We start from the raw sequence: 12,153 nt of genomic DNA on the forward strand, positions 1-12,153 counted from the left end.
AAACCTGCCCTCCCGCGGTAGGGGGCCAAGATGCACGCCTTCGCCGCTGGAACTAATCGGCATCACCGCCGCCGAAACCTGCCCTCCCGCGGTAGGGGGCCAAGGCGCACGCCTTGGCCCCCTACCGCAACACTTCTACCCAACGCTTGGCAAACCAGCAAGCGCCATCGCAACCTCTTCGCTCGAATACTCAAAATCCTTCAACGTACCCGCCATATAGTCGGTATAGGCAGTCATATCAAAGTGGCCGTGGCCGCAGAGGTTAAAGAGGATCGTCTTGCTAACGCCCTCTTCTTTGCAGCGCAGCGCTTCGTTGATCGCCCCGGCGACCGCGTGGTTAGCCTCGGGGGCCGGCAAAATGCCCTCGGCACGGGCAAACTGGATGCCAGCCGCAAAGGTCTCGAGTTGCTGCACATTGGTGGCCTCGATCTGGCCCAGTTCAAGCAAGTGACTGACGAGCGGGGCCATCCCGTGATAGCGCAACCCTCCAGCGTGGAAACCGGACGGCACAAAGGTATGACCAAGCGTATGCATCTTCACCAGCGGCGTCATGCCCGCAGTATCACCATAATCGTAAGCATATTTGCCCCTGGTCATACTTGGGCACGCAGCAGGCTCAACCGCCACAACCCGCACATCACGCTCGCCACGCATCTTCGCCCCAATAAAGGGGAAGGCAATCCCGGCAAAGTTGCTACCGCCGCCGGTACACCCCACAATAATATCGGGATAATCACCGGCCTGCTCAAGCTGCGCCATCGCCTCTTGCCCAATCACCGTCTGGTGCAACAGCACATGGTTGAGCACACTGCCGAGCGCATAGCGCGTATCATCGCGCTGCACCGCCACCTCGACCGCTTCGCTAATCGCGATGCCCAGGCTGCCCGTGCTGTCGGGATGTTCAGCGAGGATCGCCCGCCCTGCCGCCGTCTCTTCGCTCGGGCTCGCGACCACCCGTGCCCCATAGGTCTCCATCAACGCCCGGCGATAGGGCTTGTGGTTAAAACTGACCTTAACCATATAGACCAGCACTTCGAGGTCAAAGAGCGCCCCAGCAAAGGCGAGTGACGAACCCCACTGGCCGGCCCCCGTCTCGGTGACGAGGCGCTTGACACCCTCTTGCTTGTTGTAATACGCCTGCGCAACGGCCGTATTCGGCTTGTGGCTCCCTGCGGGGCTGACACCCTCGTACTTATAGTAGATCTTCGCCGGCGTATCGAGAGCCTTCTCTAGGCGACGGGCTCGATAGAGCGGCGTCGGGCGCCACTGGCGATAGATCGAACGCACCTCATCAGGAATTTCAATCGTGCGCTCAGTGCTCACCTCTTGCAGAATCAGGGCCATAGGAAAGAGCGGGGCAAGATCAGCAGGCCCAACCGGCTGTTTTGTCCCGGGATGCAACACTGTCGGCAGTGGCACCGGCAGATCGGCGACAATGTTATACCAGAACTCCGGCATCTCACGTTCACTCAACAGATACTTGACCGTCTCCATCAGCATGCTCCTTGTCTCACTCAACGCAGGATTGCAGACAACAAAAAAGCCCCCACCCCTAACAGGGGCGAGAGGCGAAAAGATCGCGGTGCCACTCTCGTTCGCAGCCATCACTGACTACGCACTCACCTGGTACTGGCCGAGTAACTGCGCACAATTACCCACGCTCTATACCATCTGCCTTGCTAACGGTGGCATGTCCGGCGGCTCCTACTATGGCACCAGCGGTACCAGTTCGCTCCGCGACTCCCGGGTCCATTCCACACCGCCGTGCGCTCCGGCCTCACACCATCTACCGGATCGCTGGGCCGCCGTACCGTGTGTACTCTTCCCGTTCACAGTCATTGATCTTTACTTGGCGTGAGTATAGCACGCGGCTATCAAAAATGCAAAAATTGGTACGTGTTCACGCCCGCAGCAACTGGCGGCGAGTGATGATGACGACAAGGCCAAAGGTAATGATGGAAATCAAGCTCAGGCCAAGCCAACTGCCTAGTGAGGGGGGCAAACCTCGGAGCATCAGGTACTGAAACCCGGCCAACCCGTGGCTCATCGGGATGGCATAGACCACCGGCAGGGCAACGGGGGCGAAACTCTCGACACTGATAAAAAAGCCGCTAAAGAAGATCGAGAGCAAAAGCGAGATCATCGCAAGTTGGATCGCCTGGCTATCAGAACCCGAAAGCGTCGAGATGAGAAAGCCAACGCCAAGTGAGGCGATGATCAACAAGAGGGTCAGACCGGCAAATTGGAGCCAGTTGCCCAGCAAGGGGACGCCAATCACCAACATGGCGATGATCAGAGCCAGGGTCGCAAGACCAATAAAGACGATGTAGCCCAAATATTTGCCGATGATCAACTGGTGCAGGCTGACCGGGGCAACCCGAAAAACCTCAAACGCACCCATCAATCGTTCACGTACCAGCGCAAGCGCCCCCAGCGTGATCGCTGTGTGCTGCACCAGCAGAGCTAACACGCCAGGCGAATAGTAGACAACCGCCGAATACGCACTCCCCCTGAGATTGCGATAGCTCAGTTTGACTGGCGAGACCAGGCGATCAGGGGCGATATTGACAAAAATCTCGAGCGTTCCGCTCAACAATTGCAGATCATTCCGGGTATTGGTCAATTCGAGCAACCCCTCGGTCAGGGTCTCATCAAGCAAAGCACGCCGCACATCACGGAGACTAATGCGCACCCTTGTCAGGATCGGGCGCAACTGGGCCAGTTCATCCGAGTGCTGCGCCAGCACCTCCTGAGGGGGCAGGATCCGATTCAGCTCATCAAGGAAATCAATGAAGGTTTTCAGATCCTGTTCCGCTGCTTCTTTCCGTGCTTCACTAATGCCCTGCTCGAATTCAAGAATCTTGCCCTCAAAATCAACCACCCGCACCCGTATCCCAGCCGCCTCTTCCTGAGCACGCGCCGTCGTCACTACCAGCAGCGCCCGATTGATCTCGTTCACTTGCGCATAGGCAAGGTATTGCACCCATCCTTCCACCAGTGGGTTGATCACATTAGCGGTAAAGGCGATCTCGGGACTCACGCCGCCCCGCATCGTTTGAAAAATATTGTCGGGCAACACCTGGATCAGATCAATCGCCCCTGCTGCTAACAGCGCCTCGGCTTCGGCTTCATTCCTGGTAATCAGGCGCAGATCAAAGTTCAGCCCGATCACCTGGCGCAACTGTTCTTCTTCCAGACCAGGAATGCCCTCTTCGGGAAGAACAACCGCCGTACGCACACGCGGGTTGCTGTTGACATAGGTGCTGCCAAAGAGGATGAGTACCAGCAATGGCCCAACAATCAGACTCAGGATCAAGAGCGGCTGGCGGCGAATTTCGTTGACTTCTTTCCAGAAATAGGCCCGCACCCGGATCAACCAGCGTTGCCATTCCGGAGTCATCATCGTCTCACGCGACGCCACAACCGGCTTGTCCGAAAGCTCAGCCATGATCAGCCTCCTGCGGTGCCTGCGCTTCCTCCATCAACCGGATAAAGATGTCGTCGTAGCTCACGTCGAGCGGTGCAGCGCTAGCAACGACGATCCGTGGGCGCTGATTTTCCAGGCGATTCAAGACCTCGGGCAGGTATTCGCGGGCATCCTCCACCACAACATGCAGGTCAGCTTCGCTGTTGGGGGCAACCCGTACGCTCTTGACCACATCATGCCACCGGCGCAGCGTTGCCAGCGCCCGCCCGATATTCTCTGGATCTTCAAGGGTCAAATCAATGATCTCGCCGCCAAGCACGCGTCGCCGCAGGCCCATTGGTGTATCAACCGCCAGAATACGCCCTTGCCGCATCACCGCAACATAGTCGCAGTAGATCGCTTCACTGACGATCTGCGTGGTGACAACCAACGTACGCCCTTCGTCGCGCAGACGACGAAAATACTCCCAGAAGCGCTGACGCAAGACCGGGTCAATGCCAGCCGTCGGCTCATCGGCAAAAAGAAGGGCTGGATCATGCATCAGGGCACCCACAAGCATCAGGCGGCGCTGCATGCCGCCGGAAAGATTCTGCCCCAGACGATCCCGCGCCTCGGTCAAATCAACAAAAGCCAGCAATTCGTCCATCCGCACTTTGATCTGTCGCGTCGACATGCCATAGAGTGAGGCAACAAACGAGATATTCTCGGCCACACTCAACCGTGGGTAGAGCACAAATTGCTGCGGGATGTACCCGATCCGTTCGCGATCGCCAGCAGTAAAGCGGTTTGGCGTACGCCCGAGCGTGGTGATCGTGCCTCGCTGCGGGGTAAGCAAGCCGAGGGCAACCCGACATGTGGTTGTCTTGCCGCATCCCGACGGGCCAATCATGCCGAGAATGGTGCCCTCAGGGACGCTGTAGGTCTGGTCGAAAATACCAACCCCATTGCCAAAGTCGACCTCGACCCCTTCAGCATGAATGGCAAGTTGTTTTGACGCAGCAGTCATCGTATGCGCTATCCTTCACCAAAAATCCGATCATAGAGCGGTATCATCTGTTGCCAATCGTATGGTGCAGCCAGCGCTTGCCAGGTCGCACGCGAGATCACACCTACCCGTGCGAGTGCCGCCTCAAGCGCTGCGGCAAGGGCGACGGCTCCTCCACGATGATCATAGAGACATGTATTGTGCCACAACGTCGGCAAAAGATCAGGGTAATTGAGATAATTTGGTAGTACAGGTTCGCAACCGCACGCCATCGCCTCGATGACCCCAATCCCAAAGAACTCCTGGGCCGCACTACTCACCACAAGATCAGCCTGGTGCAGCAAGCGCGCATAGGTGGCTCGGTCAGGCGCATACCCCCAGTGCAGCAGATGATCGGCCCAGCGTTCACGAGCGGCAAGAAACAACGGCGCACGCGGATCAATATGCTCACCCGCCACAATCAGGCGAAAAGCCACCCCTCGCGCTGCCAGGATCTCGAGCGCAGCAAAAAAGAGCTCGGGCTGTTTATCATAGTCCCAGCGTGAATTCCAGAGCAAAATCGGTGGGCCTGAGGGCGGGTCTATCGCCTCACGCTGCTCAAGCGACGCGAGATCGATCCCCGGCGCAAGCACACTACTCTTTGTGGCAAGCTGGTTCACCAGATCAAGCTCGTGGTAATCATGATAGCGCTGCACCAGACCCGGCAAGGCCCCAAGTAGTTCACGCTGATGAAAGGCCGAGTTGAACAAGATCCGGTCGGCCACCAGCGCCGACGTATAGTTGATCCAGGCAAAACTGAGATCACGCTGGCGACCCGGCGGCAATGGGTAGGTCAATTGATTTTCATGAAAATAGACCAAGGCCGGCACACCGCCGAGCAGATCCGCTGTCAGCGCACGAAACGTGGCGAGATCAAGCATATCACTCGCGATGATCACGTCAGGTCGTTCAACCCGCTCGCGCACCATCCGCGCAAACGTAAGCGCACCACCACGCATCCGCCAGCGCCACCCCCCATTGGTCGTCAACGTCAGCAGCGTCACTTGGTGCGTACTGCGCGCCGCATAGCCGGCAGCCACCGCCGCATGCGATCCACCATGAAAAGGATCAAGCCACAGAATCCGCACGATTGCCGTCCTATCCCTCACGCACTGCTTGCGCACTTGACCTGAAGATTGTACCATTGCTCGCGAGAAGCCTTAGCAGCGCCAAGCAAGAAGGAGTTGTCAATGACGACCAGCCCTGTCCCTACCTATCAGCATATTTTGCTCACCGTCGAAGACCGCATCGCTATCGCCACAATGAATCGCCCCGCACGGCGCAATGCCCTCTCGCTCGAACACATGGAAGAATTGATCGACGCCTTTCGCACTCTGGGACGACGCGGCGACATCGGGGTAATTATTCTCCGGGGCGCAGGCCCAGCCTTCTGTGCCGGTCATGATTTGAATGAAATGACCGGACGCAGCCCCGAGTTTTACCGTCATATTTTTGATACCTGTACCATCCTCATGGAGACGATCCAAGCGATTCCGCAGCCCGTCATTGCCCAGATCCACGGTATTGCCACGGCCGCAGGGTGCCAACTGGCCGCCACATGTGACCTTGTGGTTGCCGCCGACGATGCCCGCTTTGCCACACCAGGGGTGAAAATAGGCCTCTTCTGCTCAACCCCAATGGTGGCGCTCAGTCGCGCCGTGCCAGCCAAACTTGCCCTCGAAATGCTCTTGACCGGCGACCCGATCAGCGCCAGCGAGGCGCACCAGTTTGGCCTGGTCAACCGCGTGGTGCCTGTCGCCGACCTCGAAACAACGACCCTTGCCCTGGCGCAGAAGATCGCCTCGGCCAGTTCCGCCGTGATTGGTATCGGCAAACAGGCCTTCTATCGCCAGATCAACATGCCCCAGCATCAGGCCTACGGGTACGCCAAAGAAGTCATGTCCTTCAATGCCACCTTCGCCGATGCCCAGGAAGGCATCTGTGCCTTCCTCGAAAAACGCCCACCCCAATGGAGTGATCGGTAGGTGCGTATCACTTACCGATCGGCAAGGCTGCCCATCCTGGGCAGCCTTGCGATCTAACCATGCTTTCATCTTGCGAGCAATCAGCCGGTGTTATACTGGATGAAGATAGTTAATAATAACAGGATAACATCATATGGCTGAACAGTCGCCTTTTGCGTTTCTTCGTCTGCGCTTGCCACTCTGGGTGGTGAGCGCATTGCTTGTAATAGTCCTGGCCGGAGGTCTCGGTGTCGGTCTGCTGGTCGGCTTCTTGGCCAATCGTTCACCCGTTGCCTGCCCCGAAAGCCCTGAGGTCTGTGAGGAGTTTGCGGTCTTCTGGGAAGCCTGGGAATTATCCCGCTCACGTTTTGTCGATCCCGAAGCCGCAAATCCCGAGGTGATGATCGCCGGCGCAATCACGGGCATGGTTGATAGCCTCGGTGACCAGGGCCATACCCGGTTTTTGACCGCGAGCGAGGCTGAAGCCTGGGACACGTCGTTGAGTGGCTCGTTTGAAGGGATCGGGGCCTATATTGATGTGCGCGATGGTCAAACGATGATCGTTGCCCCGATCGAAGGCTCGCCCGCCGAGCAAGCCGGTATTTTGCCCGGTGATGCCATCCTCGCTGTCGATGGCGATCCAACCACCGACTGGTCCATCGATCTCCTCCGCACCCGGGTGCGTGGACCCAAAGGCACGACCGTTACGCTGCTCTTGCAACGTGGTGGGCTTCCCGAACCATTTGAGGTCGCAGTGGTACGGGATCAGGTGGTTGTCCCAAGTGTGAGTTGGTACCTCTTGCCAGAAGACGTCGCCCTCGTACGCTTGAGTTCGTTTGATGGGAATTCGGGTCGCCAGATGCGCGAGGCCCTGCTGGCGGCACGCGAACAGGGCGCGCGTGCCGTGATTCTTGATCTGCGCAATAACCCCGGTGGCTTGCTCGACCAGGCGGTGGAAGTCGCCAGTCAGTTTCTCCCCGCTGGTACCGTTGTGCTGCAGGAAGAAGACCGGCAGGGACGCCGCACGAGCCGCACAACACGGAGCGGCGGGGTAGCGCTTGATCTGCCCCTCTTCGTCTTGATCAATACCAACTCGGCCAGTTCATCCGAGATCGTCTCGGGGGCATTTCAATCGGCTGAGCGCGGTATGCTGATCGGTGAGACAACCTTTGGCACCGGTACCGTCCTGACCCCCTACCGCCTCAGCGATGGCAGCCGCCTCTTGCTCGGCACCCAGCAATGGCTCACCCCCGATGGGGCCTTGATCCGTGGCCAGGGCATCACCCCCGACGAAGAGGTGCGGCTCCCCTTTGATGTGATCCCGCTACGCCCCACCGATCTTGAAAACTTGAGCCTCGACGAGATCATGAACAGTGACGATCTGCAACTCGTCCGCGCCCTCAAACTTGCCACTGAAACGGTCGGCACCCGGTAACCTGCACGTTGTCCCCATCACGCGTGAAGGGGACGCATGATCATGCTCAGCGTAGCTCAGCATCTCTGCCTTCTACAAGCCTGAGCCCCTAAGACCGGCGAGGTCTTAGGGGCTCTCACCTTACGTTGTGACCTCTGGCTGGAGGCTAGAGCGCCAGACTCGCCAGAATGACCCCTCCAAGACGCCGAATTCCCTCTTCGATCTGCATCGGGTTGCTATGCGAAAAGTTCAGTCGCATCGTACTGCCCCCACCCCCATCGGGGTGAAACGCTCGTCCTGGAACAAACGCCACATGCTCGGCCACCGCCTGTTGCAAAAGCGGCTCGGCCTCAAGCTCAGCCGGCAAACGCACCCAGAGGAACATCCCGCCACCGGGACGCGTCCAATGCATGCCCTCCACACCTGCACACGTCTGATCAAGCGCCTGAAGCATCACATCGCGGCGCTCACGGTAGAGATCGCGCAGGCGCGGGGTGTGCTGTTCAAGCAAGCCATCACGGCAGGCATAATAGGCAACCACCTGCGCCATGCTGCCAGTGTGGAGATCGAGCCCCTGCTTGAGCATCACCAACCGATCAACCAGTGGTTGCGGGGCAACGATCCAACCTACCCGCATCCCTGGTGACAAGAGTTTCGAGAGCGTCCCCAGATAGACAACATGGCGCAACTCGCCATGCAGTTCAATATCGAGCGCCGCCAGAGGCGTTGTTCGCGACCCCTCATAGTAGAGCTCACCATAGGGGTCATCTTCGATGATCGGCAATGTATAGCGGGAGGCCAACTCGATCAAACGTCGGCGGCGCTCATGGGCCAGGGTCACACCGGTGGGGTTTTGGAAACAAGAGACAACATAGAGAAAGCGCGGACGCGCCCCAGCAGCGAGCAGCGCTTCGAGGGCATCAACATCAAGCCCCTGGTCGTCAAGCGGCACACTCAAATAGTGGGGGCGGATCGTCTGCCAAGCCTGGAGAGCCCCCATATACGTAGGCTCTTCGACCGCAACCAGGGCACCGGGATCAATCAACAGGCGGCCTACCATATCCAGACCCTGCTGCGAACCTGACGTCACCAGTACTTGATCGGCAGGCACCGTGATGCCAAGGCGGGCCATCCAAGTCATCAGCAACTCGCGCAGCGGGCCAAAACCCTCAGTCGGGCCATACTGCAAGGTGACCAGCGGACTTTCAACCAGCGCCCGTTCGGCGGCGGCGGCGATCTCCTCAACCGGAAAAAGCTCGGGGGCAGGCAACCCACCAGCAAACGAAATCATCTCAGGCTGGGCCGTTACCTTCAGCAGATCACGGATCGCCGAGCTATGCATCTCTGCGGCACCAGCCGCAATTCGATTCGTCCAGACCGAGTCCATGCGGTATACTCCTCAAGAATGATCGCGAACACGAACATCCAACCTGAAGCTTGCCTTCACACGAATGGGGCTACGCTCCCATGTCCTAGATACAAGAATGCAGCGTATGGAACGCCTTGCGGCCTTGCATAGCCGTCTCCAACTAACTATTTCCGGCTTATTGGTAGTACTCATCTGCTGGGGGCTGATCAGCATCCTACGGGGCCGGTTTAGCAACGGGTACACCGCAGGTCTCTGGATCGCACAACTTCTCCTCATTGCTCAGAGTATCCTGGGTTTGCTCTCCCTTTTGCGGGTGCCCAATCCGATCTATTTTGCGTTGCATAGCATCTACGGTCTTTTCATCGTCGCGGTTCTACCCGCGACGCTCCACTATACTCAGCAACGAACAGGCAAGCGCGAAGCCATCCTGCTCACGGGCATCTGTCTGATGGTGCTCGTCATGGTGCTGCGAGCCTTTGAGACGGCAGTCTAAGGGGCCTAGTTTTCTTGTGCAGAGGGGAAGAAAACATCCCGCTCACCTTCCCAGCGGTCTGAACGTGGGGCAACAACAACTACCCCTCACGCAAAGCATAACGCACCCCATCCTGCAGACTCGCTCGTGTCACAATCTCACCGAGGTCAATGCCAAGCGTCACCAGTGTTTCAGCGACATCAGGGCGAATCCCGGTGAGCACCATACGTGCCCCGAGCAAGCGTATAGCGCGGGCACATTGGATCATCAAACCAGCAACATAGGTATCGACCACCGGCACACCGGTGATATCGAGGATCACCAGTGAAGCCTGCTGCTCTTCAACGGCATTGAGCAGATGCTCAACAACACGATTCGCACGTGCGCCATCAATCGCCCCGATCAGGGGCAAGACAAGCGTACGCGCACTGATCCGCAACAGGGGGGTCGAGAGTTCGGCCAGCAACGTTGACTGCGCCATAATAGTGGCTTCCTGAGCTGCAGTCTGTTCACGCAACGCACTAGCCAGCCGTTGCTCAGTAATATCCGTCCGAATACCGACCGTAGCCCCATCATCGGTTTGATGATTGACCGCCCGGATCCAGCGTCCATCAGTGAGTTGGTACTCACTAGAGGTTCCTTCACGAAACTGGGCATACTGGTGAGCAAAAAACGCCTCAACCGTATCACTGGCAAGCATAAACTGCCCCCGCTCGAGACTGACACGCAGAATCTCGCGGAAACTCCGCCCCTGGCGCAACAGATCCGCACACAGCGGATAGATCTCGCGATAGCGACGATTGCAAAACACGAGACGTTCTTCCCGGTCATAGAGCGCAAAGCCATCAGAAATACTCTCGATCGCATCGCGAAACTGCTCAAGCAACTGATGGGTTGCAGCTTCGACCATCTGCCAGCGTGTCACCTCACTGAGTTGCCAGAGGCAGAACCCGTGATCAGTCCTGGCAAGGGTTGCATTGACCCACCGATCAGGCGGCTCGGCAAGGGCAGCGTCAAAACTAACACGATGAAGCTCATCAGCCTGGAGATAGTTCAATTCCACCAGCATTTGCTGCAAGTGAGCTGGTTCCCAGGCAAAGAGTCGCGCAACAGCCTCAGTCAACGGCTGACCAAGCCCGGTATCAAAAAACATATCGCTCCAGGCCGGATTCACCGCTGCCAGATGGCCGGTAGCATCAACCAGTGCGCATGGTTCGGGAAGATACGCGATGAAGGTGGCGAATGATGACAGCATTGAAGTACCGTGAGATTCAGCCGACTCGGACATAACAGACACTCCTGAAACAGGGCGCAGTCACTGAAGTCGTGAAACAAAGGTTGCGCAGCACACCAGAAAAAACTAGAAAAAAACCGTTGCGTACTGTCCCGTACGCAACGGTTTTGAGATTGGCTGGGGCACAGGGACTCGAACCCCAACTACCTGATCCAGAATCAGGCGTTCTACCGTTAAACTATGCCCCACTACAGCCGTGTTAACTTTAGCAAAAAACCAGATTGGTGCCGAAAGTGGGACTCGAACCCACACGAGGTTGCCCTCACTACGCCCTGAACGTAGCGCGTCTGCCAATTCCGCCACTTCGGCATGAAAACCAATCGGCTGTTATGATAGCGTACTCGTGGCTATTTGTCAAATATAATCTTGTCCCTGGTAGCGAGGGCGTACTGCCCTCAAAGGGTTGCTTCCCCACGTCCACCCACGGAACGGCCTGGACACCTGCGACCACCCGCTGCCTTCCCGCGCACGCGGGAAGGCAGGCATGGACCCTGCCGGATCCTGCCTGCGCCCACCATGGCGTGGTACGAACCGCCGCGGCGGGCAGCTCCCTCCAGGCAACTCCACCCCTTTAGGACGGCACGCTCGTGCTCTCCAAAGCAAGGTGATCACTTACAACTCAACAACTTATGCTTTATTTGCATGATTTGCGTGGTTATGCTACAATGCTCAGGCTGTGGTCGGACGGTGACTTTAACCTGCTTGCCGACGTAGCTCAATTGGCAGAGCAACGGTTTTGTAAACCGTAGGTTCAGGGTTCAATTCCCTGCGTCGGCTCCATCACAGACATATATCGTGTGGGTCGGTTCCGGAGCGGTCAAACGGGGCAGACTGTAAATCTGTTGGCTTACGCCTTCGCAGGTTCGAATCCTGCCCGGCCCACCACTTGTAAACGTGAAACCCAGGCTTGCTGGGTTTTGCCTTGACAATGCCTACGTAGCTCAGTTGGTAGAGCACGTCTTTGGTAAAGACGAGGTCACGGGTTCAAGTCCCGTCGTAGGCTCCAGAACTGCTCAGACGGGGCACGTTAGGTTGCCGTGCATAAGATGCTCGTGCCAGCTGATGCAGGCGCGAGTCGCGTTATTTTTAAGGAGCACGAGGAGTTCATGGCGAAGCAGAAATTCGAGCGGACGAAGCCGCACGTAAACATCGGCACGATTGGGCACGTAGACCATGGCAAGACGACCCT

At 57.7% G+C, this 12,153-nt stretch carries 10 protein-coding genes and 5 tRNA genes; 7 read left to right on the forward strand and 8 right to left on the reverse strand.

The window, feature by feature from the left end:
• Nucleotides 1-135: 135 nt before the first annotated feature.
• From A9Q02_RS02260 to A9Q02_RS02275, 4 genes are all read right to left on the reverse strand, one after another.
• A complete protein-coding gene (locus A9Q02_RS02260; RefSeq protein ID WP_097650756.1) occupies nucleotides 136-1,494 on the reverse strand; it encodes a TrpB-like pyridoxal phosphate-dependent enzyme in 1,359 nt (452 codons plus the stop codon).
• 406 nt (nucleotides 1,495-1,900) lie between these two features.
• Entirely contained in the window at nucleotides 1,901-3,448 is a 1,548-nt protein-coding gene (locus tag A9Q02_RS02265; protein ID WP_245860206.1) for an ABC transporter permease, read from the reverse strand.
• Nucleotides 3,441-4,433 carry an ABC transporter ATP-binding protein gene (locus A9Q02_RS02270; RefSeq protein WP_097650749.1) on the reverse strand — a complete coding sequence of 331 codons (993 nt, stop codon included), beginning with the start codon at nucleotides 4,431-4,433 and terminating at the stop codon, nucleotides 3,441-3,443. The genes A9Q02_RS02265 and A9Q02_RS02270 overlap by 8 nt, the downstream gene beginning before the upstream one ends.
• 8 nt (nucleotides 4,434-4,441) lie before the next feature.
• The gene (locus A9Q02_RS02275) at nucleotides 4,442-5,539 is read right to left on the reverse strand and encodes a tRNA-queuosine alpha-mannosyltransferase domain-containing protein (RefSeq protein WP_097650750.1); all 1,098 of its coding nucleotides are present in this window, start codon (nucleotides 5,537-5,539) and stop codon (nucleotides 4,442-4,444) included.
• A gap of 102 nt (nucleotides 5,540-5,641) precedes the next feature.
• Here A9Q02_RS02275 and A9Q02_RS02280 point away from each other — a divergent pair, with 102 nt between their 5' ends.
• Both A9Q02_RS02280 and A9Q02_RS02285 read left to right on the forward strand, forming a co-directional pair.
• Complete coding sequence (locus A9Q02_RS02280; protein ID WP_097650751.1) at nucleotides 5,642-6,436, forward strand: enoyl-CoA hydratase; 795 nt, start codon at nucleotides 5,642-5,644, stop codon at nucleotides 6,434-6,436.
• 133 nt (nucleotides 6,437-6,569) lie between these two features.
• Nucleotides 6,570-7,850 (forward strand): S41 family peptidase, encoded by a 1,281-nt coding sequence (locus A9Q02_RS02285; RefSeq protein WP_097650752.1) that lies wholly within the window; start codon nucleotides 6,570-6,572, stop codon nucleotides 7,848-7,850.
• A gap of 145 nt (nucleotides 7,851-7,995) precedes the next feature.
• Here A9Q02_RS02285 and A9Q02_RS02290 read toward each other — a convergent pair whose 3' ends face one another.
• Nucleotides 7,996-9,216, reverse strand: a complete 1,221-nt coding sequence (locus A9Q02_RS02290; RefSeq protein ID WP_097650753.1) for an aminotransferase-like domain-containing protein — start codon at nucleotides 9,214-9,216, stop codon at nucleotides 7,996-7,998.
• 106 nt (nucleotides 9,217-9,322) lie between these two features.
• Between A9Q02_RS02290 and A9Q02_RS02295 the strand changes: the two genes are divergently transcribed.
• A complete protein-coding gene (locus A9Q02_RS02295) occupies nucleotides 9,323-9,691 on the forward strand; it encodes a hypothetical protein (protein WP_097650754.1) in 369 nt (122 codons plus the stop codon).
• A gap of 79 nt (nucleotides 9,692-9,770) precedes the next feature.
• Here A9Q02_RS02295 and A9Q02_RS02300 read toward each other — a convergent pair whose 3' ends face one another.
• The 3 genes from A9Q02_RS02300 to A9Q02_RS02310 all read right to left on the reverse strand — a co-directional run bounded on the left by A9Q02_RS02300 (nucleotide 9,771) and on the right by A9Q02_RS02310 (nucleotide 11,273).
• Nucleotides 9,771-10,925, reverse strand: coding sequence for a PAS-domain containing protein (locus A9Q02_RS02300; RefSeq protein WP_172450543.1), 1,155 nt, complete (start codon nucleotides 10,923-10,925; stop codon nucleotides 9,771-9,773).
• 153 nt (nucleotides 10,926-11,078) lie between these two features.
• Nucleotides 11,079-11,152 (reverse strand) — tRNA-Gln (locus A9Q02_RS02305).
• A 34-nt stretch (nucleotides 11,153-11,186) separates the two neighbouring features.
• Nucleotides 11,187-11,273: transfer RNA gene (locus A9Q02_RS02310), tRNA-Leu, on the reverse strand.
• 395 nt (nucleotides 11,274-11,668) lie between these two features.
• Here A9Q02_RS02310 and A9Q02_RS02315 point away from each other — a divergent pair.
• The 4 genes from A9Q02_RS02315 to A9Q02_RS24770 form a co-directional block, all read left to right on the forward strand.
• Nucleotides 11,669-11,744: transfer RNA gene (locus A9Q02_RS02315), tRNA-Thr, on the forward strand.
• 19 nt (nucleotides 11,745-11,763) lie between these two features.
• Nucleotides 11,764-11,849: transfer RNA gene (locus A9Q02_RS02320), tRNA-Tyr, on the forward strand.
• A 45-nt stretch (nucleotides 11,850-11,894) separates the two neighbouring features.
• Nucleotides 11,895-11,970: transfer RNA gene (locus A9Q02_RS02325), tRNA-Thr, on the forward strand.
• A 100-nt stretch (nucleotides 11,971-12,070) separates the two neighbouring features.
• The coding region (locus A9Q02_RS24770; protein WP_245860208.1) for a GTP-binding protein at nucleotides 12,071-12,153 on the forward strand (83 nt) is incomplete at its 3' end.

The sequence above is a fragment of the Candidatus Chloroploca asiatica genome (genome assembly GCF_002532075.1).
Classification (GTDB): domain Bacteria; phylum Chloroflexota; class Chloroflexia; order Chloroflexales; family Chloroflexaceae; genus Chloroploca; species Chloroploca asiatica.